The sequence below is a fragment of the Streptomyces sp. NPDC004610 genome, from assembly GCF_040609715.1.
Taxonomy (GTDB): Bacteria; Actinomycetota; Actinomycetes; order Streptomycetales; family Streptomycetaceae; genus Streptomyces.
In genome coordinates, this window is sequence record NZ_JBEXLA010000008.1 from 153380 (window position 1) to 177122 (window position 23743).

A 23743-nucleotide genomic window follows, 5' to 3' on the forward strand; every position below is an offset into this window, starting at 1 on the left:
GTCACGCCGCGATGAAGATAGGCATTATCACGACGACCGTCGCGGCCGGACAGGAGCCGCACGATGTCAACGCCCCATGCCCAAGTCCCGGACCCCGCACCTCACTCCAGCCCCCTCCTGAGCCGCCGGGGGCTGCTCGGCGCCGCGCTCGCGGCCGGTGTCGTACTGATCGCCGAACCGACCGCCGTCACAGCGCACGCGGCGGCCGGTGATGTCACCCTGACCGCGGGCGGGATCAGCCTGCTGGCCAGTGTCGGCGGCCGACTCGCCATCCGTGACGCGAACGGCGTCACCCGCTCCGCCGGATCGAAGTTCCAGGTCAAGGACCGGCTCACCGGCATCCACCTCTCCACCGGCGGCACCCCCGCGCTCGCCACCCTGCCCGACGGCACCCCGGCGATCCGGATGGACTACATCTTCGACCCCGCCGCCGGAGCGGCCACCACCGTCACCGGCTGGTTCAGCGTCGCCACCCGCCACGCCCGGCTGGAGTGGCGGATCACCGGCGCGGACACCCTGGTCCCGGACGGTTTCCTGTTCAGCCGCGCGATCCAGTCCCCCACCGCGCCCGACGACTACATCCCGGTCACCGAGTGGGTCCGCGACGCGGGCGGCGGCATCCCGTACGAGGACACCGTCGGCGTGGCCCACACCTCCACCTGGACCACTCTCCACGGGCTGTACCTCCTGAACCGCTCGCGTCAGGCATGGTCGAACTCGACCTGGATCCACGCCCCCGGCGAGACCGACCCGGCCGGCGGCTGGACCAGCCGGGCCGACTTCTTCTTCTCCACGACCCGCCCCTCGGCCACGGCCACCATCGGCCGCGGCACCCAGCTCGGCCTCGAATTGACCACCGACCGCGACTTCAACCTCTACACCACCCCCGGCGAGCCGATGCAGCTCACCGCCCTGGTGGCCAACGGCAGCGCCGCCTCCCGCCCGGCCGAACTGGAGCTGTCGGTACGGGACTTCGACGGCACCCACCTGGCCGCCACGACCGTGACCGGCACCATCGCCGCGGCGGGCACCTGGCAGCACACCTTCACCGTGCCCGCCCCGGGAGCGGGCATCGCCCTCGCCGAGGTCGTCGTACGCTCCACGGGCGACGAGGCCTTCGCCCGCACCAACCTCGCCACCCTCCCCGCCCCCACCCACCAACCCGTCGCCGACAGCATGTTCGGCATCGCCAACTACCCCTGGCTGCTGCGCCCGAGCGCCACCGCCGTCCTGGACCTCTGGCAGCGCGTCGGCATCTCCCTGGTCCGGATCGCCTACGACGGCGGCCCCGGACTGCCCCCCGCCGCCTTCGACGCCCGCGGTATCCGCCACAACATCGAACTCCAGCCCTCCCTCGAAGCGACCGACACCGAGGCGGCGGCCTGGGCGGCCGACAAACTCACCGTGGCCCAGACCTCCGGAGCGGCCTACTTCGAGGTCGGCAACGAACTCAACCGCCCGTTCAACACCGGAGTGGCCGCCCAGGCGTACCTGGACAAGGCCCTGCGCCCGGTCCACGACCGCAGAGCAGCGACCGGCGCCACGATCAAACTGATGAACAACGGCCTGGCCGGCATGGACAAGCCCTGGGTGGAGAACTTCATCGCGGCGGGCGGCTGGAACCTGATCGACGCGTTCGCCTACCACCCCGGCCGCGGCAACTTCACCCCCGACTACATCCCGCCGGGCGGCGACTGGGGCACCGGCCCCGAGGGCGCGTACTGGAACTTCTACGGCGGGCTGAAGCAGCTCAAGGCCCTGATGGCGACGCACGGCGAGAAGGAGATCTGGCTGACCGAGGCGTACGCGCCGACCAAGCCGAACAGCTGGTGGCACGACACCTACCGGCACGCGGCGGAGAACGTCCTGCTCACCCTGGCCCTGGCGAAGGCGGAGGGGGTCACCTGCGTCTGCTGGTACCAGTTCCACGACAGTGTGCTGGGCATGCCGCAGGTCGCCGACCCGGACAATGTCGAGTACCACTACGGCCTGATGAACCGCGACCTCAGCCCCAAGCCGTCCCTGCTGGCCTACGCGACCGCCGCCCGGGTCCTGGACCGCGCCACGTTCACCGGACGCCTGACCTTCACCGACCCACACACCTTCGGCCTGTGGTTCGACACCCCCGACGGCCCGGCGCTCGTCCTGTGGAACCGGGCCGACGGCTACCTCCTCAACACCACGGGCCAGCGCACCGACTGGCACTTCCCCGCGCCCGAGGTGTGGACCGACCCCTGGCCGACGAAGACCCTCCTCACCCTCCCGTCCACCACCCCGGTCCGCGAACTCGACGCCATCGGCCGGGCGCGGGTGCTGTCACCGGTCCAGGGCGAGGTGACGCTGACGCTGGACGGGGCGCCTCGGGTGTACTTCGGGTTGACGCCGCAGGGCGGGACCGTGCCGGGGACGGGGACGTTGGCGGGGAGCCGGTTCGGTCCGGCGTAGGTGCCGCGGGCGGGGATGTCCCCGGGGTGGGCACCCCACGGCTACTCCCAGCGGATGAGGGCCGGACGGCACCGTGGTACCGGTGCCTCCGGCCGCATTCACCTCCGTGGGCGCAAGGCCGCCGGGCAAGGCGTTCATAGCGTGATGACCGGGCCGTGAGACGGCCCGCCATCGCCTGCCGACCGCCTCACTGGAGTACTCCGTGGCAACGTTCCTCTACCGGCTGGGCCGGTTCTCGTTCCGGCGACGACGGCTCGTCCTCGTGCTGTGGATCGCCGTGCTGGCCGCCGTCGGCCTCGGCGCGTCGAGCGTGTCGAGCAGGACGACGGACAGCTTCAGCATCCCCGGCACCCAGTCCCAGCGGGCGCTGGACCTGCTGGACGAGGAGTTCCCCCAGGCGTCCGCCGACGCGGCCACGGCCCAGGTGGTCTTCCGGGCGGACGACGGCCGGCCGCTGACGTCCGGCGCGCACCGGACGGAGATCGAGTCCCTCGTCGCCGGCCTCCGCACCGCCCATCAGGTGGCCGGGGTCGTCGACCCGTACACCGGCGCCACCGTCAGCGAGGACGGCACGATCGCCTACGCGCAGATGACCTACGAGGTCGCCCAGGGCGAGGTCTCCGACCGGGCCCACCAGGATCTGGAGGACCTGGTAGCCCGGGGTGAGCGCGCGGGCCTCGACATCAGCACCCGGGGTTCCGCGGTCGCCGGGGAGGCCCATCAGAGCGCCACCGAACTGATCGGCATCCTGGTCGCCGCCGTCGTCATGGTGATCACCTTCGGCTCGCTCATCGCGGCCGGGCTGCCGCTGCTGACCGCGCTGTTCGGGGTCGGGCTGGCCATCACCGGGATCACCGCGGCCGGGGCGTTCGTCGATCTCGGCTCCGACACCAGCACCCTGGCGCTGATGCTGGGCCTGGCCGTGGCGATCGACTACGCCCTGTTCATCGTCTCCCGCTACCGAGGCGAGCTGAAGGACGGCCACGCGCCCGAGGAGGCCGCCGGGCGGGCACTCGGCACGGCCGGATCGGCGGTGGTGTTCGCCGGGATGACCGTGGTGATCGCGCTGGCCGGACTCGGTGTCGTCGGTATCAAGGTGCTGACCGACATCGGGATCGGGGCCGCGTTCGCGGTGGTCGTCGCCGTGGTCATCGCGCTGACCCTGCTGCCCGCCATGCTCGGCTTCGCGGGTCCGAGGATCGCCGCCGGGAGATACCGGACGCGGCGGCTGCGGGCCGTCGAGAGCGGGGAGCGCGAGCCGATGGGCGTGCGCTGGGCGCGGTTCGTGCTGCGCAACCCGGTCAAGGTGCTCGGCGTGTCGGTTGCCGGGCTGCTGCTGCTCGCCGCTCCGGCCCTGTCGCTGGAACTGGGCATGCCCGATGACGCGACGGCCGCCCCGGGCAGCACCCAGCGCATCGCCTACGACACCGTCAGCGAGGGGTTCGGCGCCGGGTTCAACGGCCCCCTGACCGTCGTGGTCGACGCCCGGGAGAGCGCGGATCCCGAGGCCGCCGCGGACGAGGCGGCCACCCTGCTGGGGGACCTGCCCGACATCGCCTCCGTGAGCCCGGTGACCTTCAACGAGAGCGGTGACGTGGCCCTGCTGCGGGCGGTGCCGGGCTCGTCGCCCGGCAGCGCGGAGACCGTGGCCCTGGTCTCCGACATCCGTGACCGCGGCGCGGCCCTCGCCGACGACACCGGCGCCGATCTGATGGTCACCGGCACCACCGCCCTCAACATCGACATGTCCGGCAAGCTCAGCGACGCCCTGGTCCCGTATCTCTGCGTGGTCGTCGGGCTGGCCCTGCTCCTGCTGACGCTGGTGTTCCGCTCACTCCTCGTGCCGCTCAAGGCCGCCGCCGGTTTCCTGCTGAGCGTCCTCGCGACCCTCGGGGTCGTGGTCGCCGTCTTCCAGAAGGGCTGGTTCGCGGACCTGTTCGGCGTGGACCAGACCGCCCCCATCGTGAGCATCCTCCCGATCTTCCTGGTCGGCGTGGTCTTCGGTCTGGCGATGGACTACGAGGTCTTCCTGGTGACCCGGATGCGGGAGGAGTACGTGCACGGGGCGGGGCCGCGCGAGGCGGTCGTGGCCGGTTTCCGGCACGGGGCCCGGGTGGTCACCGCGGCGGCGGTCATCATGATCTCGGTGTTCGCCGGGTTCCTCCTCAGCGACACCGCGATCATCAAGTCCATGGGCCTGGGCCTCGCCACCGCCGTGCTGTTCGACGCGTTCGTGGTCCGGATGGCGCTGGTCCCGGCGGTGATGGCCCTGCTCGGCGACCGCGCCTGGTCCCTGCCCCGCCGCCTGGACCGGCTGCTGCCCGACGTGGACGTGGAGGGCGAGAAGCTGCGGCAGCGGCTCGACGCCCACCCGGAGGAGACGGCACGGCTCACACCGGTGGCGGGCGCGAAGAGCTGAGCGACGCGACCGGGGTGCGGTGGCGCGGGCCACTCCCCCCGGGGCGGGTCCCGCGCCCGGAGGTACGGTGGGAGCCGCCCGACAGGGCCCCCGCCCGGCCCGACCAGCGGCGTCACTCGGCCGGGGACCCCCGGAGCGAGGACCCCCCGGGGGACCCGGAGCGAGGACCTCGTACCTCCTTCCCCGGCCCCGCACGGACGGACCGACGGACGGACACGGCGACGGACCGGGGCCTCTTGGCAGCCAAGGACCGAACTGCCCCTCCCCAGCGAAGGGCCGAACAGGCTTTCCCCGGCCAAGGGCCGGACAGCCGCTCCCGGCCGCTCCCGGCGAAGGACCGGACGACGGCTCCCCGGCGGCGGCGAAGGACAGAGCGAGCGCCCCTCGGATCCGGAGATCCAGGGGGCGCCCCTGGATCGAAAGGTGACCCAGTGACCACACCCACCACGGCCCCGCCGCCACCTCCCCCTCCGGCGGCGTCGTCGTCCTCCCTCGCCCCCGAGACCCTGCTCGGCGGGGCGGAGGGACGCTCGGACGTGGCCGTGCTGCGCGCGCTGACCCGCGTGGCACGGGCGGACCAGAAGCATCTGTGGGTACGGCGCTGGACCGTCCCGCTGATCTGCACGCTGTTCGGCATCCCGGCGCTCCAGAGCGCGGCGGATGGCGCCGGGCCCGGTCTGCCGGTCATGGTGGCGCTGACCGCGGCCTTCTGCCTCCCCCTGCTGTGGCGGCACCAGCGGCCCATCCTGATCTTCGCCCTCACCTCCGCGGTCTCGGTGCTGGGTCTGGCGCTGGACACCAGCACCGGCTCGGAGACCGCGCGGGTGGCCGCGCTGCTCAGCCTGGGCCGGGGGGTGCGGCCGGTGCAGCTGGCGGTCTGTGTGGCGGTGGCGGTCGCCCAGACGGCGATCGTCAGCGTCGTCGAGAACCGGGGCCAGACGAGCGGTCTCCAGACGCCGGTGGTGGCCATCGTCCAGGCCCTTCTGGTGGTGGCGGTCGCCGCGGCGGGGGTCGTCGGCCGGGTGCTGAACGCGTACATCACCGCCCTGCGCGAGCGGGCGGTGAGGCTGGAGATCGAGCGGGACCAGCGGGCCCGGCTCGCCGCCGCCGCCGAGCGCTCCCGTGTGGCCCGCGAGATGCACGACATCCTGGGCCACACCCTCGCCGTGATCGTCGGCCTCGCGAACGGTGCCGCCGGACTGACCGAGGCGAAGCCGGAGCGGGGCGCCCAGACCCTGCGCATCATCGCCGACAGCGGCCGGGGCGCCCTGGCGGAACTGCGGCGCCTGCTGTCGGTCATCGGCGACGACGAGAAGTCCGCGCCCGGGGACACCCCGCTCGCCCCGCAGCCGGGGTTCGGCGATCTGGACGCGCTGCTGGAGCGGGTCAGGGCGGCGGGCCCCGCCGTCACCCTGGCCGTGGAGGGCAGCCCGGACGAACTGCCGCCCGGCCTCCAGCTCGCCGTCTACCGCGTGGTGCAGGAGGCGATGACGAACACCCTCAAGTACGCGGCGCCCGATACGGCGGTCCGCGTGACCATCGCCGTCGACGACACGGCGGTGGACCTGACCGTGCAGGACACCGGGCCGTCCCGCGCCCCCGGGGTCAACTCCGACGGCCGGGGGCTGGTCGGTATGCGCGAGCGGGCGGCGCTCTACGGCGGCGGGGTCACCGCGGGCACCAACCGTCTCGGCGGCTGGACCGTCCACGCCCGCTTCCTGACCGCCCGCCCGCCGGTACTGATGGAGAATCGATCGGTATGACCACCGTCCTCATCGTCGACGACCAGGCCCTGCAACGGCTCGGCTTCAGCATGCTCCTGGAGCAGCACGCCGACCTGAGCGTGGTCGGCGAGGCCACCCATGGCGCCGAGGCGGTCCGGATGACCGCCGAACTCCGCCCGGACGTCGTCCTGATGGACGTCCGCATGCCCGGCGTCGACGGCATCGAGGCGACCCGCCGCATCGTCCACTCCGGAGGCCGCTCCCGCGTCCTCGTGCTGACCACGTTCGACCTGGACGAGTACGCGTACGACGCGCTGCGCGCCGGGGCCAGCGGCTTCCTCCTCAAGGACGCGCTGCCGGAGGAACTGGTGGGCGGCATCAGGGCGGTGGCCGCCGGGGACGCGGTGATCGCGCCCGGCCTGACCCGCAAGCTGATCGACGCCTTCACCCATCGCCTGCCGGGCCGCACCCCCGACCAGGACCGCCGGCTCACCGCCCTCACCGAGCGCGAGTGCGAGGTCCTGGTCGCGATGGCCACGGGCTGGAGCAACGCGGAGATCGCCGAGCGGCTGTGCCTGGCCGAATCCACGGTCAAGTCCCATGTGAGCCGCGTCCTGGGAAAGACCGGCGCGCGGGACCGGGTGCAGGCGGTGATCTTCGCCTACGACGCGGGGTTGGTGAGACCGGCGTGAGCAGGCGCGGGGCCCGCTGTGTGCCGCTTCCCGTCGCCGGCGGAAACACCCACCGCGTCCCGGTCCGGGCCGTGCGGGCGACCGGGTCACCCGGCCGTGATCCCGCGAGGGGAACCAGGGGGACCTCCGCACGCATCCTGACCCACAGTCCCCCATTCACCCGAGCGAAGGAGGGACCGTGGAGCAGGCGAGGTCGGCGCCGGGAGCCTGCGCCCCGGCCGATCGGGGTCGCCCCGGTGGTCCGGATGCCCGCCCGGCGCGCGCCCGGGGTGCGGGCGTGAGGCCGGGGAGGAACTGACCGTGGGCATCGGCGACTTCATCAGTGACATCACGCCGGACTCGGTCGAGGACGCGGTCGAGGGCGGCGTCGAGTGGGTGGGCAACCGGGTCGAGGACGCCGGCAACTGGACCGCCGACCGGCTCGACGACGTCGGCTGGGAGTCCGGCGCCGACTGGGTGCGCGAGCAGTCCCGGTCGGTCGCCAACCGGATGGGCGCCGAAGCGGACGAGATGGACCTCGGCCAGACCGAGGACAAGACCAGGCTCATCCACGGCAGTCCGGGCACGCTCAACGCCACCGCCACCAAGCTCCGCGCCTTCCAGACGGCCTTCGAGGACACCGGCGACGGACTGAGGGGCCTCGACTCCTCCCGGCTCAAGGGCGAGGCGGCCGACGCGCTGCGCACCGCGGTGAGCACCCAGCCGCCCCGGTGGTACACGGCCGCCGATGCCGCGGCGAGGGTGCTCGGCGCGCTGGAGGCGTTCGCCGGGACGGTCACCTGGGCGCAGGGACAGGCGCAGACGGCGATCGACAAGTGGAAGGAAGGTGTCAGGGCCTCCGAGGCCGCCGCCGACGCCCACCGCGGAAAGGTCGACGCCTACAACGCCGCCGTCGACCGCTACAACGCCCGGCCCGCCGACGAGCGCGATCCGGCCTCGCTCCCACCCCGGCCCGCGCCGACGTTCGAGGACCCCGGCCGACGGCTGATGCAGGAGGCCCAGGACATCCTCGCCGAGGCCCGCGAGCAGCGGAACTCGGCGTCGGAGACCGCGCGCAGGGCGATCCGTACCGCCCGCGACGCGGCGCCGGAGAAGCCGTCCTACACCGAGCAGGTCAGCGACGGGCTCCAGGAACTCCAGATCATGGGGGACCACTTCGGCGGCGGCATCATCAAGGGCACGGCGGGACTGGTCAACTTCGTCCGCAGTGTGAACCCCGTCGACCCGTACAACCTCACGCACCCGGCCGAGTACGTCACCTCGCTCAACAGCCTGGCCGCGGGTCTGCTGGTGGCCGCCAACGATCCGGTCGGAACCGGCCGTCAGATGGTCAGCACCTTCATGAAAGACCCGGCGGAAGGCTTCGGCCGGCTGATCCCCGACCTCGCGCTCACCTTGGCCACCGGTGGCGGCGGCGCCGCGGTGCGGGCCGTCCGGGTCGCCGAGGAGGCCGCCGACGCGGCGCGGGCGCGCACGGTGATCGACAAGGCTCCGGACGGCACCCACAACCGGCCGGACGGGCAGCGCACGAGCGGGGGCACCGACCCCGTCGACCTCGCCTCCGGCCGGATGTTCCTGCCCCAGACCGATGTCGAGCTGCCCGGCATCCTGCCGCTGGTCTTCACCCGCCGCACCGAGTCCGGCAACCCCACCGGCCGCTTCCTGGGGCCCGCCTGGACGTCCACCGTCGATGAGCGTCTGGAGATCGACGCCATCGGGGTCGTCCATGTCACCGCCGACGGACTCCTGATCCCGTATCCGCATCCGGTACCCGGCCTTCCCGCCCGGCCGGACAGGGGCACCTCCCGCACCCTGCTGGCCCGGGACGGGCAGGGCGACTACACCGTCACCGCCCTCGACACCGGACTGACCCGCCACTTCCCCGGGCCGTCCGGCGGTGAACCGGGCGGTGACGGAACCGCCTGGCTGGCGGGCCTCTCCGAACCCAACGGTCACACGATCGCCGTGGACCGCGCCGAGGACGGCACGCCGCTGGCCCTGACCCACTCGGCGGGCCACCGGCTGAAGCTGACCACCGCCGACGGCCTGATCACCGCGCTGTCCCTGGCCGGCGCGGGCGAGGCCGGGGCGGATCTGCCGCTGATGGGCTACGGCTACACGGGCGCCGATCTCACCACCGTCACCAGGCCGTCGGGGGCCGTCACCGCCTTCGGCTACGACGACCGGCACCGGGTCGTCACCTGGATCGACTCCAACGAGAGCCGCTACGACTACGTCTACGACGACCGGGACCGGGTCGTGGCCGAGGGCGGTGAGGCCGGGCACGTCCAGGTCACCCTGGCCTACACCGATCCGGACCCCGTGAGCGGCCACCGCACCACCACCCTGACGACCGCCGACGGCCGCACCACCCGCCATCTCATCGACAGCCGCTGTCTGGTGATCGCCACCACCGATCCCCTCGGCCGCACCACCCGCGCCACCTACGACAGCCGCGGCAACCCCCTGACCCGCACCGACGCCCTCGGCCACACCACCGCCCACTCCTACGACAGGGAGGGCCGGGAGGTGTCCGTCACCCGGGCCGACGGGAGCGTACTGCGGACCGTGCGCGGCCCCTCGGGACTGCCGGTGGAGACGACCGGCGCGGACGGGTCCCGCAGGACGCAGGAGTTCGACGGGCGCGGCAACCGCACCTCGGTCACCGACGAGTCGGGCGCCACCACCCGCTACCGCTACGACGACGCCGGCCGGCTCACCTCCGTCACCGACCCGCTGGGCGCCCTCACCCGGGTACGGTGCGACGCGGCGGGACTGCCCGTGGAGGTGACCGGCCCGGCCGGGGCCGGTACACGCGTGGTACGCGACGCGCTGGGCCGTCCGGTGCGTATCACCGATCCGGTGGGCGGTGTCACCCGCCTTGAGTGGCACGCCGACGGACACCTCGCCCGCCGTACGGAGCCGGACGGCGCGACCCGGTCGTGGACCTATGACGGCGAAGGCAACTGCCTGACCCACACCGACGCGGCGGGCGGTGTCTCGCGGTTCGAGTACACCCACTTCGACCTGCCGCTCGCCCGCACCGAACCCGACGGGGCACGCTACGAGTTCGAGCACGACGCCTCCCTGCGCCTGCGCAAGGTCACCAATCCGCACGGGCTGACCTGGACCTACACCTACGACGCCGCCGACAACGTCATCAGTGAGACCGACTTCGACGGCCGTACCCTCACCTACCGCCACGACGCCGCCGGGCGGCTGGCCGACCGGGTCGACGCGCTCGGTGGGACCGTCTCCTTCGCGCGCGACCCGCTCGGCCGGATCGTCGGCAAGGACGCCGACGGACGGATGACGACCTACGCCTACGACCGGGCGGGACGCCTGCTGGAGGCGGTCGGACCGGACGGCGACCTGCGCTACCGGTACGACCGCCGCGGCAATGTCACCACCGAACTCGTGGACGGCCGCCCCCTCACCTTCGCCTACGACGCCCTCGGCCGCCGCACCCGCCGTACCACCCCCACGGGGCATGTCACCGCCTACACCTACGGCGCCGACGGAACACCGCAGCGGCTGATCACCGGCGCACACCATGTCGACTTCACCCACGACGCCGCGGGCCGGGAGGTCACCCGCGTCCTCGGCGACGCCCTCACCCTGACCTCCGCGTGGGACGGGGCCGGACGGCTCACCGCACAGCACATCACCGCCCGGACCGGCACCGTCAACAGCCGTGCCTACACCTACCGCGCCGACGGCCACCTGCGGTCCGTCACCGACGAGTTGTCGGGCAGCCGCACATTCGACCTCGACCCGGTCGGCCGGGTCACCGCGGTGCACGCCGACGGCTGGACCGAGCGCTACGCCTACGACCCGAGCGGCAACCAGACCGCGGCGTCCTGGCCGTCCCACCACCCGGGTCACGAGGCAACCGGGCCACGTGCCTACTCCGGCACGGCCGTCACCCGCGCCGGAGGCGTCCGATTCACCCACGACGCGCTCGGCCGGGTCGTCCTGCGGCAGAAAACCCGCCTGTCCCGCAGGCCCGACACCTGGCGCTACGAGTGGGACACCGAGGACCGCCTCACCGGTGTGACCACCCCCGACGGGACGCGGTGGCGGTACCGCTACGATCCGCTGGGCCGCCGCATCGCCAAGCAGCGCCTGGCGGCCGACGGCGACAGCGTGCGGGAGGAGGTCCGTTTCACCTGGGACGGCCCGATCCTGTGCGAACAGACCACCCATCAGCCGGATCTCCCGCACACCGTCGCCCTCACCTGGGACCATCGCGACGACGTACCCCTGGCCCAGACCGAACGCATCCTCACGGCCGATCACCAGCAGCAGGAGATCGACCGGCGCTTCTTCGCCATCGTCACCGACCTCATCGGCACCCCCACCGAACTCGTCGACGAGACGGGCCATGTCGCCTGGCGGGCACGGTCCACCTTGTGGGGCACCACCGCCTGGGCCCGTGACAGCAGCGCCTACACCCCGCTGCGCTTCCCCGGTCAGTACTACGACCCCGAGACCGGGCTCCATTACAACTGCTTCCGCCACTACGACCCCGAGACCGGCCGCTACACCTCCCCGGACCCGCTCGGGCTGGGCCCGGCGCCCAACCCGGTCGCCTATGTCGCCAATCCCCATACCTGGACGGACCCGCTGGGGCTCGCCCCCTGCCCTCGGGGGGCTTGGGCGGACCGGGCCGATTTCTCCAGCCAGAAGGTGATGAGCAAGAAGTTCCACGCCCACGCGGGTGACTTCCTCGACACCCCCGGAAATCTGAACAAGGCCAATCTGCAACGGTTCCAGGACGCCATGCGTGACCATATGACAGCCGACGGAACGAAGATCTACCGGTTCGACTACAGAAATCAGGGGCCGGCCATCGGATTCATCGACCCGGCATCCCAGAAAATGGTCATGCTGCACGCCGATGGTAGGTTCTGGTCGGGATGGAAACTGGGTGACAAACAGTTCCAGGGAATCATCGACAAAGGGTTTCTGTGGTGACCGGACCAGAACACGGAAGTCCTCCGGCCCCGGGCGACGCACTCGGTGCGGACGGCACTTTCACCCCGTCCTGGCTGGCGGGGAAGTCCGTGACCCCGGTGCCCGTGGGCGCGCGGATCGACGTGGCGCTGGCCCGACGGATCACGGCCGGTTGCCGTGCCGTCGGAGCCTCACACCTCCTCACCACGAACCTGTCCGGCGCCTCGTCCGGTCCCGGAACGACGTCCCGCCTCCCCGCCGACGAGGACCGCACGGGCACCCGCCCGCCCGTCCTGCTGAGCACACCCGACGCCCGGGGAGCCGTCCTGTTCCCGGCGGAGGGCTACGCGCTGATCGGGGGAACCCCCGCCTTCATGGCGGCGGCCGTCCCAGAGGGCATCGACACGGCACGCACCGGCTTCAGCCGCTACGCGCGAGCCCTCCAGCACCGTCACCCCTCCCTCACGTCCGTCGCCGCCTCCTACCCGCCCGTGCACCGGGCCTGGTCCCGTCCCGGCGACGTCGACCCGTCCAGTGCGGCGGCACGGCAGCTGGCGCTGCTGGCCGCCTTCACCGACGGGACCTGCGGCGCACCGGACTTCGCGCACGGCTGGTGGGAGGCCCGGCGGGCCTCGCGGGCCAACGGGGAACGGATCCAGGGGGCCCTCGGGGACCTCTTCGACCAGGTGTTCATGATCCTGGAGGACTACGCGCCGGAACCCGAGCTGGCGGAGCCCGGCGACCTCGACGACGCCGCGCTCAGGACCGCCGTACGCGCGACCTGGGAGGCGTTCCGGCTGCGCTGAAGCGTCCCCGGGAACGCGTCAGGGCCGGATTCGGATGCCTCCGAATCCGGCCCTGAACCGCGACTCCGTAAAGTCGGGACGACAGGATTTGAACCTGCGACCCCTTGACCCCCAGTCAAGTGCGCTACCAAGCTGCGCCACGTCCCGATGCGGTTCCCGCGGTGTGTTGCGGGTTCGCGCGGTGAGTACTTTACCCCACCTCCGGCGCGCGCTCGCCGGGGGCGATCATCGACAATCGCCCTATGGACCAGCGCAACGACACCGACGGCCGCGACCGGGACGACGACGGGCGGGCCCGCAACGCCCGGCCCCGGGACGGGCTGGGGCGTCCGCTGCCGTACGGGGCGGCCGGTGTGGAGCGGCAGGCCGAGGGGGTCGTACGGACGCCGGAGGAGACGGTCGCCGAGGCGCAGGCGCTGCTGGACGCGGGGAAACCGTTCCACGCGCATGAGGTGTTCGAGGACGCCTGGAAGTCGCGGCCGGACGGGGAGCGCACATTGTGGCGGGGGCTCGCCCAGCTCGCCGTCGGTCTCACCCATGCCGCGCGGGGCAACCCCACCGGCGGTGCCCGGCTGCTGCGGCGCGGCGCGGACGCGGTGGAGGAGTGGGCGGCGGTGACGGGGCGTCCGCTGCCGTACGGGATGGATCTCGGCGCGCTGGCCCGCTGGGGCCGGGAGCTGGCGGCGGAGGTGGCGCGGGACGCGGCGACGGTGGACGCGGTGGCGCGGGCGCCGCGGCTCGGCGGGCGGGCGGCGGGGTAGGCGGCCGGGCGGTACCCCCGTGAGGGAGTGCTGCCGGTCGCGTTGTCAGTGGCGTAGGGCAGACTCGGCGGTGTGCGAAGGATTCATGTCATCGGTATCGGCGCGGGCGACCCCGAGCAGCTCACCCTCCAGGCGGTGCGGGCGCTGCGGGGCACGGATGTGTTCTTCCTGCTCGACAAGGGCGAGGTGAAGGCGGACCTCACCCGGTTGCGGCGGGACATCCTGGACACGCACATACCCGAGGGCACCTACCGGCTGGTGTCGGCCCGGGACCCGGAGCGGGACCGCGCGGCGGACGGGGCCTCCTACTCCCCGGCCGTCGAGGACTGGCGCGGCGCGCGGGCGGCGATCTACGAGCGGCTGATCACCGAGGAGCTGGGCGACGACGAGCGGGGCGCGTTCCTGGTCTGGGGCGATCCGGCGCTGTACGACAGCACGCTGGGGATCCTGGAGGAGGTCCAGCGGCGCGGCACCGTGCCCTTCGCCTACGACGTGGTGCCCGGCATCAGCAGTGTCTCCGCGCTGGCCGCCCGGCATCGCACGGGGCTGAACAGAGTCGCGCGCCCGGTGCAGATCACCACGGGACGGCGCCTCGCCGAGGGCTTTCCGGAGGGGGTGGACGACGTGGTGGTGATGCTCGACGCCCACCAGGTCTTCCGGCGGTACGCGGACCAGGACATCGACATCTACTGGGGCGCGTACATCGGGACGCCGGACGAGATCCTCGTCTCGGGGCCGATCGCCGAGGCCGCGCCCCGGATCGAGCGGCTGCGGGCCGAGGCGCGTGAGCGCAAGGGGTGGATCATGGACACCTATCTGCTGCGGCGCGATGGAGGTGGACGCGGGGAGGAGTGAGGAGCAGGGCCGACGCGGCGCCGGATTCCGGGGTCGCCCCCGAGCACCACCACCCCGTCCACCACCCCGTCCACCGCCCGTTCGCCGCCCTGTCCACCGCACCGGGCCGACGGCCCCACGGCCATAGCCACCCCGGGCCGACCGTCCCACCACCGCGGCCACCCCGTCCGCCGCACCGTCCACCACCCCGGGCCGATCACCCCACCCCCACAGCCACCCACCCGGTCCGTCCCGGCGTGCAAGGCCCCGGCGGCGATGTGATCGTGGCCCCGTGACAGTCGCCGAGGAGACCGCCCCTACCGAGGCCCCGCCACCCGTGCTCGACCGACGGCGGCGCAATGTCGTCTTCGTCACGGTCATGCTCGGTGTGCTGCTGGCGGCGCTGGACCAGACGATCGTGGGGACGGCCCTGCCGACGATCGTGTCGGATCTCGGCGGCGGCGAGCACATGTCCTGGGTGGTCACCTCGTATCTGCTCGCGGAGACCGTGGCGACGGTGCTGGTGGGCAAGTTCGGTGATCTGTTCGGCCGCAAGGTGGTCTTCCAGATCTCGGCGGTCGTCTTCATCACCGGTTCGTTCCTGTGCGGTCTCGCGTCCAATATGACGCTGCTGATCGTGTGGCGCGGGATGCAGGGGATCGGCGCGGGCGGGCTGATGGTGACGGCCATGGCGCTGATCGCCGATGTGATCCCGCTGCGGGAGCGCGGCAAGTACCAGGGCGCGATCGGCGCGGTGTTCGGGGTGGCGACGGTCATCGGGCCGCTGCTCGGCGGGCTGTTCACCGACCATCTGACCTGGCGCTGGGCGTTCTACATCAATGTGCCCATCGCCATCGCCGTGGTGATCGCGGCGGCGCGGACGATTCCGGTGGTGAAGTCGGCGTCCCGGCCGGTGATCGACTATCTGGGGATCGCGCTGGTCGCGGTCGGGGCCAGCGCGCTGATCCTGGCGACGAGCTGGGGCGGCAACGAGTACGCCTGGAGCTCCGGGGTGATCATCGGGCTCTTCGCGGGCGGGGTCGTGGCGCTCGGGCTGTTCTGCTGGGTGGAGACCCGGGCGGCGGAACCGATGCTGCCGATGCGGCTGTTCGGCAACCCGGTGTTCACGGTGTGCTCGGTGCTGAGCTTCATCGTCGGCTTCGCGATGCTCGGGGCGCTGACCTATCTGCCGACCTATCTCCAGTACGTCGACGGCGACTCGGCGACGATCTCCGGGGTGCGGACGCTGCCGATGGTGATCGGGCTGCTGATCGCGTCGGTGTTCAGCGGCACCGTGGTGAGCCGGACCGGCCGGTACCGGATCTTCCCGCTCGTCGGCACACCGGTGATGGGGCTCGGGCTGTATCTGATGTCCCTGATGGGGCCCGACTCGGGTGTCTGGCTGGAGTCGCTGTACATGTTCGTGCTGGGCGCGGGCATCGGGCTCAGCATGCAGGTCCTGGTCATCGCCGTGCAGAACACCGTCGACTACGCCGACCTGGGCACCGCCACCTCCGGTGTCACCTTCTTCCGCACCCTGGGCAGTTCCTTCGGCACCGCCGTGTTCGGCACCCTCTACGCCAACTCGCTCACCCCGCATCTACGGGACGGCATCGCGTCGGCCACGGCGACGGCCACCGCCACCGGCACCGCCGATCCGGCGGCCGTCGCCCGCGCGGCCACCAGCCCCCAGGGCCTGCACCGGCTGCCGCCCGACACGGCGGCACCGATCGTCCAGGCGTACGCCGAGACCCTCCAGACCGTGTTCCGCTGGGCGGTGCCGGTCGCGGCCCTGGGCTTCGTCGTCGCCCTGTTCCTCAAGCAGGTGCCGCTGCGGGACAGCGCCCGGCTCTCCTCGACCGACATGGGCGACGGTTTCGCCCAGCCGCACGACGCCGACTCGCGGCGGGTCCTGGAGGCGTCCGTCGGCCGGATCATCGGCTCGACCGATCTGGACACCGCGCGGCGGCTGGTCCGTGAGTCCGACACCCGGCTCGATCCGGCGGGCGCGTGGGCGGTGATGCAGGTCGAGATGTTCACCCGCCTGGTCGGGCACGCCAGCCTGGGGCTGATCGCCGCGCGCCGCCATATGCCGCCGGAGGTGCTGCTCCCGGTGTTCGAGCGGATGGTCGACGAGGGGTATCTCAGCCGTCACGGTTCGCTCTTCCAGCACACCGAGGCCGGTGCCCGCGAGGCCCGGGTGATCACCGGCGCCTGGGCCCACTGGCTGGAGCATCGCGTCCAGGACGACATCGGCCGCCCCACCGGCAAGGATCTCCGGGCCGCCGTCGACGCCATCGCCAAACGCCTGCTGGTGGAAGACCTCAGTCAGGTCCTGCCGGTCGGCGCCACCGCCACGGACCGGCCGCCGACCACGCGATCCGGTCACGCACCGCAGGTCATGTGAGTCACCGCTCAGGCACCCCGGGCACGTCAGCCGCTCGCGCTCCCTCCCAGGTCGCGTCAGCCGCTCACGCACCCCAGGTCACGTGAGCAGCAACTGCACCCCGCCGATCACCGTCGCCGCGATCACCAGTTGTTCGAACATTCGCTGGTTGATCTTGTTCACAGCCCATTTCCCGATCAACGCACCCGGCACCACGAACACCACCAGCGCCGCGTCCAGCAGCAGCGACCGTGCGTCGATCAGCCCCAGCCCCACACTGAACGGCACCTTCGACACATTCACGATCAGAAAGAAGAACGCCGACGTCCCCAGGAACCCCAGCTTCCGGAAGCCCGCCGACAGCAGATACATCGCCATCACCGGCCCCCCGGCATTGGCCACCATCGTCGTGAACCCGCCGAGCACCCCGTACGACCGTGCCTTGACCCGTCCCGTCCGGGTGCGGATCTCGTCCGGGTCGGTCTCCCGCTCGCTCTCCCGGCGCCGCCGCCACACCGTGACCGCCGCCATCAGCAGCAGGATCGCCCCGATCGAGGTCCGTACCTGCGCGTCGTCCGCCCACATCAGATACACCGTGCCGAGCACGACCCCCACCGCCACCGCCGGGAACAGCCGCCACAACGTGGGCCAGTGGGCGTGCCGTCGGTAGATGAGCACGGCCAGCACATCACCGGCGATGAGCACCGGCAGCAGGATGCCCGTGGAGGCACGGGCCGGCAGTACCGCGGCGAAGATGGCGAGGCTGACGGTGTTGGCGCCGCTCACCGCGGTCTTGGAGAAGCCGACCAGGAGCGCGGCGCCGGCGAGCGCCGCGAATTCCCAGCCGGAGATCTGCCAGAGAGTCATCGTGTCCATGCGGACACCGATGCTAGGGCCACCTAACTCCCCGGGGTAAGGAGTGTCCCTCGCACGTGACCCTGATCACCCCCTCGCTCCCCCGGCCCGAACACCGTCCACGCGTGGCCGAAGACCGACTCAGCCAGACCGCCGCGGCCATGTCAGACTGCGCCGGGACCCACGGGAACCCCGAGAACCAGAACCAGAACGAGCACCAGAACCAGCAGCAGAAGCAGAACCGGCAGCAGAACCACAAGCGCTTCGAGCACAAGGAGAGCCCCCTTGACCGGGACCGAGCCGACCGGCCCGCTGATCGACACGACCAGGCCGCACCCCGCCCGGGTGTACGACTGGTTCCTCGGCGGCAAGGACAACTACCCGGTCGACGAGGAACTCGGCCACCGGATCATGTCCATCGACACCGGCGCCCCGCGCGCCGCCCGCAGCAACCGCTGGTTCATGCAGCGGGCGACCCGGCTGCTGGCGCGACAGCAGGGAATCAGCCAGTTCCTGGACATCGGCTCCGGCATACCCACCGAGCCCAACCTCCATCAGCTGGCCCAGACCGTCACCCCCGAGGCACGGATCGTGTACGTCGACAACGACCCGATCGTCCTCGCCCACGCCGGCGCCCTGCTGCGCGGCACCCCGCAGGGCGCGACGGACTACGTCCAGGCGGACGCCCGCGACCCGCGGCGGATCGTCGAACAGGCGGCCGGCGTGCTGGACTTCGACCGCCCGGTCGCCCTGTCCCTGATCGCGCTGCTGCACTTCATCGCCGACGAGGACGGCGCCCACGACCTGGTGGACACCCTCGTCGACGCGCTCGCGCCGGGCAGCTTCCTCGTACTGTCCGCGCTGACCGCCGACTTCGAGCCGGAGAACGTACAGCGCGGCATCGAGGCGTACACGGCGGGCGGGGTGACCCTGGTCGCCCGCTCGGAGAGCGAGTTCGGCACGTTCTTCAAGGGACTGGAACTGGTGGCGCCGGGGATCGTGCCGCTGCCCGCGTGGCATCCCGAACTGGCCGAGGACGAGTCGGACATCGGCGACGGCCCGGTGTCGCTGTACGGCGCGGTGGGCCGCAAGCCCTGATCCCGACCTGGGCGGCGACCCAGCCTCCCCCGTCACCTCATTTGAACCGCCGCCTCATATGTGCCCATCAGCGGGCCGAAGTCGATGACCGTGCCCGGTCCGAAGATCGCGCCGTGCACCGCGGCGATCCGGGTGTCGAGCGCGGCGTCGTTGACCATGACCGGATACCCGGGCCGCACGGTGATCCCGGGCGGCTCGGGGCAGCCGGCCGCCGCGCACTCACCCCGGACGATCCGCTCGACCGCGTCGAGGACCCGGGTCCGGACGGCGGGGTCCTGGGTCCGCAGATTCAGGGCGAGCCGGGCCTCGTCGGGAATGACGTTGTGCTTGGTACCGGCGTGGAACTGCCCCACGGTCAGCACCACCGAGTCCCGCGCGGCGACCTCCCGGGCGACGACGCCCTGGAGCCGCGTCAGATGTACGCGGCCGTCACCACCGGATCGACGGTGGACTCGGGGCGTGAGCCGTGCCCGCCGAGGCCGTGCACGACGATGTCGATGTCATCGGCGGCGGACATGGTCAGCCCGGGGGCGTGCGGGTAGAAGCCCACGACGCCGGGCGCGGCGTGCTGGCCGAACAGCGCGTCGGGGCGCGGGAACCGTTCATGGAGCCCGTCGGCCACCATCGCGCGCGCTCCGCCGCCGTTCTCCTCGGCGGGCTGGCCGACCACCAGCAGGGTGCCGGACCAGGTGTCGCGGGCGGCGGCCAGGCAGTCGGCGGCGGAGGCCGGCCAGGTGACGTGCAGATCATGACCGCAGGCGTGCATCACCCCGTCGACCGTGGAGGCGTACGGCAGGCCGGTGGCCTCGGTGACCGGGAGCGCGTCCAGGTCGGCGCGCAGCAGGACGACCGGTCCGTCGCCGTTCTCCAGGACGCCGACCACGCCCGTGGAGCCGACGCCCTCGGTGACCGTGAGTCCGGCGGCCCGCAGCCGCGCGCCGAGCTTCGCGGCGGTGCGGTGTTCCTGGAAGGACAGTTCGGGACGGCGATGCAGATCGCGGTAGAAGTCCTCCAGCACGGTGGGCTCCAGCCCGGAGGTGATGTCATGCGTCCGTCGGGCGACGGCGTCCGGCTCGCTCATCCCGCTGCTTCCTCCCTCTCGCTCCGGCTCCACCGCTCACTCCTGCTCCTCGCCCAGCGCCGCCTCGTACGCCGCCAGCGTCCCGACGAACATCCGCCGCTCGGCCGCGCTGAGCGGCGCCAGCGCCGTACGCCACGCACCGGCGCTCCGCCCGAGCCAGTCGTCGATGGCGGGCCGGTGCCCGGCCGCGATGCTGACGATCTTGCGACGCCGGTCGGCGTCGTCCTCGCGCCGCTCCAGGATCCCCTTCCGGCTCAGCTCGCCCACCATCAGGCTCACCGTGGTCGGGGCGACCTCCAGCCGGGCCGCCAGTTCATTGACGCTCATCGGGCCGTCGAACAGCAGACAGGCGAGCAGCGAGAGATGGCGCGGGGCGAGGGACATCGACTGGAACACCTCGGGGGCCCGCATCCGCTTGGCCCGGCCGACCATACGCGGCATGAGCAGCAGCAGCGCCCGGATCGCCGCGTCCACCCCGGCGTCGTCCTCCTCCACCTCTCCCTCTCCCTCACTCTCCCTCTCGCCCGTGCGCCGGGTCGACCGGTCCGTTGACACGCACCCCACCTCCACATACTTTTGCCATCAAAGCTTTTGCTATCAAAGCTGTTTTGCTTGCAATGCAAAGCAGCCCGTCCGCCATGCTAGCGCCGCCACTCCCACGAAGGGCTTCGCCATGCCCACCTCCCAGTCCTCACCCGCCGCACTGAACCAGCAGGTCATCGCCGAGTTCCGGGCCCGTTCCGGCCGGGTCGGCGGGATGTTCGAGGGCGCGCCCCTGCTGCTGCTCACCACCACCGGCGCCCGCTCGGGTCGGCTCCACACCACCCCGGCGGTCTACGCCCGCGACGGCGACCGCCTGCTGGTCTTCGCCTCCAACGCGGGCGCCCCACGCCACCCCGCCTGGTACCACAACCTCCTCGCCGACCCCCGGGTCAGCTACGAGATCGGCACCGGGGACGGCCGGGTGACCCGCTTCGCGGCCACCGCCGAGCCCCTGCGCGGCCCCGCCCGCGAACGGGCCTACGAGGAGCAGTGCGCCCGCGATCCGGCCTTCACCGCCTACCGGGCGGCGACCACCCGGGAGATCCCGGTGATCGTCCTGCACCGCCCCGACTTCACCGACCCGGCCCGCACTCGCGCGATCGGCGAGTTCCTCCTCCGGGTGCACGGCGAGCTACGGGAACAACTGGCGTCCCTGCTGGCCCGGTTCGACACCGCCCCCGACACCCCCGAGACCCGCCCCCTCGCCCTCCACTGCCTGACCCTCTGCACCGCCCTGCACGGCCACCACACCAACGAGGACGGCGCCTTCACCGACCTCGCCCACCGGTTCCCCGAACTGGCCCCGGCGATCGAGCGGCTGCGCCGGGACCACACCCGGGTGGCCGCCATGGTCCAGGACATCGAACGCCTCGCCGAGCAGCTGGACGCGGACCCCGCCGACCCGGCCCACCTCCGCGCGGACCCAGCGCATATCCCTGCCAACCCCGCCCGCCTACGCGCCGAACTGCTCACCCTCACCGCCGACTTGGAGCGGCACTTCGCCTATGAGGAGGAGCAGTTGCTGCCGACGCTGTTCGGCACGGCGGGGAGCCGGTGATCCCTTCCCCCCCCACCTTGTGCGAAGCCCGAGGCCCGTGCCGCTACCAGCTACCGCTCGACACCCGGCAACCCCAGCACCCGCGCGATCGTGCGAAGCACCCCGTTGTCGTTGTTGGACGGGGCGAGATGGCGGGCCCGCGCCACGATCTCGGGGTGGGCGTTGGCCATGGCGTAGGACCACTCGGCGGTGTCCAGCATCTCCAGGTCGTTGAGATAGTCGCCGAAGACCATGGTCTGCGCGGGGGTGATGCCCAGTTCGCGCTGGAGACGGCGGACGGCGGCGCCCTTGTCGGCGGTGCGGTTCATGACGTCGACCCAGTGCGCGCCGGACACCACGACCTGGTGGGTGGCGGCGAAGGCGGCCAGCGCCGGTACGGTCACCCGCTCGACGGCGCCGAAGTCGAACAGGGCCACCTTCAGGATGTCGTCGTCCACGGCGGTGACATCGTCCACGACCTCGTTGTTGAGGTAGTACCGGCGCACCTCGTCGAGGAAGGGTTCGTCGGACCGCTCCACATACGCCGCCCGCTTGCCGCAGACGACGGCGCCCACGTCCGCGCCCAGGTCGGCACCGGACGCCGCCAGGTCCCGTACGGTCGCGACGAGGCGGGTGACCAGGGCCGGGTCCAGGGTGTCGGAGCTGAGTTCCACCCCGTCGCGGACCACATAGGTGCCGTTCTCGGCGATGAACGCCATGCCCTGGGCGGCCGGGGCGAACTCGCGGGCCAGGGTGGCGTACTGGCGTCCGCTTGCCGGGCTGAACAGCACGCCGCGCTCCCGCAGCAGCTCCAGGACCGTCCACAGCTGGTCCGGCATCCGCTTGGCGTCGTCCAGCAAGGTGCCGTCCATGTCGGTGACGATCAGCCGGATCCCGGCGGGCCGGGCGGTGCCGGTCGCCTCGTCCTCGGGGGTGGCGCGCGGCGGCGCGGGGGCGTGGGAGGGGGGCGAGGAGGGCATGGACCGGTTTCCGCTTTCCGTGGAGGGCGCCCGGGGCGACGGGGGTCCGTCCGACGGTGGACGGATGTTCGAGCGCCAGGGTACCGGGCGGAGGTGAGCGGGCGGGCGGTACGGGGTCCGCCGGGCGCCCCGGCCGGTAGCGCTGCCCCGCCCCGCACCGGGCACCTCGCCACCCCACCCCCTGCCCCCGGCCCCCGGCCCCCGCCGAGACGCTCGTCCCATTCCCGGGACAGCCGATCATGGGCGGTGCACAATGACGGCGAGAACCGGCCGGGCGCGGCGGCCCCGGGGGGCGAGGAGGACGGACGACGTGAGCGAGAGCGGGATCCCGGCCGGCGGATCCGCGGGGGTGAGAACCCCGGTGGCGCACAGCGCACGGGTCTGGAACTACTGGGCGGGCGGCCGGGACAACTACGAGGTGGACGAGCGGGTCGGCGATCAGGTCGCCTCGATGTTCCCGGTGATCCGTGATGTGGCCCGCGCCAACCGGGAGTTCCTGGGGCGCGCGGTGGGCTTCCTGGCGGCAGAGTGCGGCCAACGTCAGTTTCTGGACATCGGCACGGGCCTCCCGACCGCCGAGAACACCCATGAGATCGCCCAGCGCGTCGACCCCGGCGCGCGGATCGTGTACGTCGACAACGACCCGGTCGTCCTGATGTACGCCCGTGCGCTGCTGACCGGTACCGGCGAGGGCACGACCGACTACATCGAGGCCGATGTCCACGATCCGGACACCCTGATCGAGCGGGCCGCCAAGACCCTGGACCTGACCCGCCCGGTCGCCGTGCTGATGCTGGGCATCCTGAACTTCGTGCCGGACGGCGGGCAGGCGCGGGACATCGTGCGCCGGGTGATGGCGGCGGTGCCGTCCGGCAGTCATCTGGTGCTGACCCATCCCACCGAGGACCCGGAGCTGGGGGGCGCGGGCCAGCGCGCGGCGATGTCGTACTGGAACGAGCACGCGCGCCCTCCGATCGTCGCCCGGGGGCGGGACGAGATCGCGGGCCTGTTCGAGGGGCTGGAGCTGCTGGAACCCGGACTGGTGTCCTGTGCGGCGTGGCGCGCGGACGGCCAAGCCGCGTCCGTGGTACCGCAGTTCGCAGCGGTGGCCGTGAAGCCCTGACCCG

At 72.4% G+C, this 23743-nt stretch carries 15 protein-coding genes, 1 tRNA gene and 1 pseudogene; 12 read left to right on the forward strand and 5 right to left on the reverse strand.

Going from position 1 to position 23743, the window contains the following annotated elements; translation table 11 throughout:
* Positions 1-63 precede the first annotated feature (63 nt).
* From ABZX40_RS11315 to ABZX40_RS11340, 6 genes are all read left to right on the forward strand, one after another.
* Positions 64-2445, forward strand: a complete 2382-nt coding sequence (locus ABZX40_RS11315) for a hypothetical protein (protein WP_355741345.1) — start codon at positions 64-66, stop codon at positions 2443-2445.
* 202 nt (positions 2446-2647) lie between these two features.
* Complete coding sequence (locus ABZX40_RS11320; protein WP_355741343.1) at positions 2648-4864, forward strand: MMPL family transporter; 2217 nt, start codon at positions 2648-2650, stop codon at positions 4862-4864.
* 431 nt (positions 4865-5295) lie between these two features.
* Positions 5296-6627 (forward strand): histidine kinase, encoded by a 1332-nt coding sequence (locus ABZX40_RS11325; protein WP_355741341.1) that lies wholly within the window; start codon positions 5296-5298, stop codon positions 6625-6627.
* On the forward strand, positions 6624-7280 hold the full coding sequence (locus tag ABZX40_RS11330; RefSeq protein WP_355741339.1) for a response regulator transcription factor: 657 nt from the start codon (positions 6624-6626) through the stop codon (positions 7278-7280). Before ABZX40_RS11325 ends, ABZX40_RS11330 begins: the two co-directional genes overlap by 4 nt.
* Positions 7281-7580: 300 nt before the next feature.
* A complete protein-coding gene (locus ABZX40_RS11335; RefSeq protein ID WP_355741337.1) occupies positions 7581-12257 on the forward strand; it encodes a putative T7SS-secreted protein in 4677 nt (1558 codons plus the stop codon).
* Between the two features lie 89 nt (positions 12258-12346).
* The gene (locus ABZX40_RS11340) at positions 12347-13042 is read left to right on the forward strand and encodes a hypothetical protein (RefSeq protein ID WP_355741335.1); all 696 of its coding nucleotides are present in this window, start codon (positions 12347-12349) and stop codon (positions 13040-13042) included.
* A 73-nt stretch (positions 13043-13115) separates the two neighbouring features.
* On the opposite strand, the gene ABZX40_RS11345 is transcribed toward ABZX40_RS11340, so the two are convergent.
* Positions 13116-13189, reverse strand: a tRNA-Pro gene (locus ABZX40_RS11345).
* A 95-nt stretch (positions 13190-13284) separates the two neighbouring features.
* Here ABZX40_RS11345 and ABZX40_RS11350 point away from each other — a divergent pair.
* The 3 genes from ABZX40_RS11350 to ABZX40_RS11360 all read left to right on the forward strand — a co-directional run bounded on the left by ABZX40_RS11350 (position 13285) and on the right by ABZX40_RS11360 (position 17044).
* Positions 13285-13803 (forward strand): DUF309 domain-containing protein, encoded by a 519-nt coding sequence (locus ABZX40_RS11350; protein ID WP_355741333.1) that lies wholly within the window; start codon positions 13285-13287, stop codon positions 13801-13803.
* 72 nt (positions 13804-13875) lie between these two features.
* A complete protein-coding gene (gene cobF / locus ABZX40_RS11355; protein ID WP_355741331.1) occupies positions 13876-14658 on the forward strand; it encodes a precorrin-6A synthase (deacetylating) in 783 nt (260 codons plus the stop codon).
* A 271-nt stretch (positions 14659-14929) separates the two neighbouring features.
* Positions 14930-17044 carry an MDR family MFS transporter gene (locus tag ABZX40_RS11360; RefSeq protein WP_355741329.1) on the forward strand — a complete coding sequence of 705 codons (2115 nt, stop codon included), beginning with the start codon at positions 14930-14932 and terminating at the stop codon, positions 17042-17044.
* Positions 17045-17122: 78 nt separating this feature from the next.
* Here the strand turns inward: ABZX40_RS11360 and ABZX40_RS11365 are convergent, their stop codons facing one another.
* Entirely contained in the window at positions 17123-17899 is a 777-nt protein-coding gene (locus ABZX40_RS11365; protein ID WP_355741327.1) for a sulfite exporter TauE/SafE family protein, read from the reverse strand.
* A 264-nt stretch (positions 17900-18163) separates the two neighbouring features.
* Between ABZX40_RS11365 and ABZX40_RS11370 the strand changes: the two genes are divergently transcribed.
* Positions 18164-18976, forward strand: coding sequence for an SAM-dependent methyltransferase (locus ABZX40_RS11370; RefSeq protein WP_355741326.1), 813 nt, complete (start codon positions 18164-18166; stop codon positions 18974-18976).
* 53 nt (positions 18977-19029) lie between these two features.
* On the opposite strand, the pseudogene ABZX40_RS11375 reads toward ABZX40_RS11370, so the two are convergent.
* Positions 19030-20057, reverse strand: a pseudogene (locus tag ABZX40_RS11375) (amidohydrolase); the annotation flags it as partial.
* Positions 20058-20093: 36 nt separating this feature from the next.
* Complete coding sequence (locus tag ABZX40_RS11380) at positions 20094-20498, reverse strand: MarR family transcriptional regulator (RefSeq protein ID WP_355741446.1); 405 nt, start codon at positions 20496-20498, stop codon at positions 20094-20096.
* 232 nt (positions 20499-20730) lie between these two features.
* Between ABZX40_RS11380 and ABZX40_RS11385 the strand changes: the two genes are divergently transcribed.
* Positions 20731-21657: a nitroreductase/quinone reductase family protein gene (locus tag ABZX40_RS11385; protein WP_355741324.1), complete on the forward strand. Its 927-nt coding sequence runs from the start codon at positions 20731-20733 to the stop codon at positions 21655-21657.
* Positions 21658-21707: 50 nt separating this feature from the next.
* Here ABZX40_RS11385 and ABZX40_RS11390 read toward each other — a convergent pair whose 3' ends face one another.
* Positions 21708-22616, reverse strand: coding sequence for a Cof-type HAD-IIB family hydrolase (locus tag ABZX40_RS11390; protein WP_355741322.1), 909 nt, complete (start codon positions 22614-22616; stop codon positions 21708-21710).
* Between the two features lie 310 nt (positions 22617-22926).
* On the opposite strand from ABZX40_RS11390, the gene ABZX40_RS11395 reads away from it, so the two are divergent.
* Positions 22927-23739, forward strand: a complete 813-nt coding sequence (locus ABZX40_RS11395) for an SAM-dependent methyltransferase (RefSeq protein WP_355741320.1) — start codon at positions 22927-22929, stop codon at positions 23737-23739.
* Positions 23740-23743 lie beyond the last annotated feature (4 nt).

Excerpts from the sequence above, each read along its gene's own strand:
- ABZX40_RS11315 (WP_355741345.1), top strand. The coding sequence starts at position 64 with ATGTCAACGCCCCATGCCCAAGTCCCGGACCCCGCACCTCACTCCAGC.
- ABZX40_RS11330 (WP_355741339.1), top strand. The coding sequence starts at position 6,624 with ATGACCACCGTCCTCATCGTCGACGACCAGGCCCTGCAACGGCTCGGC.
- ABZX40_RS11350 (WP_355741333.1), top strand. The coding sequence starts at position 13,285 with ATGGACCAGCGCAACGACACCGACGGCCGCGACCGGGACGACGACGGG.
- ABZX40_RS11365 (WP_355741327.1), bottom strand. The coding sequence starts at position 17,899 with ATGGACACGATGACTCTCTGGCAGATCTCCGGCTGGGAATTCGCGGCG.
- ABZX40_RS11380 (WP_355741446.1), bottom strand. The coding sequence starts at position 20,498 with ATGCCGCGTATGGTCGGCCGGGCCAAGCGGATGCGGGCCCCCGAGGTG.
- ABZX40_RS11385 (WP_355741324.1), top strand. The coding sequence starts at position 20,731 with ATGCCCACCTCCCAGTCCTCACCCGCCGCACTGAACCAGCAGGTCATC.
- ABZX40_RS11390 (WP_355741322.1), bottom strand. The coding sequence starts at position 22,616 with ATGCCCTCCTCGCCCCCCTCCCACGCCCCCGCGCCGCCGCGCGCCACC.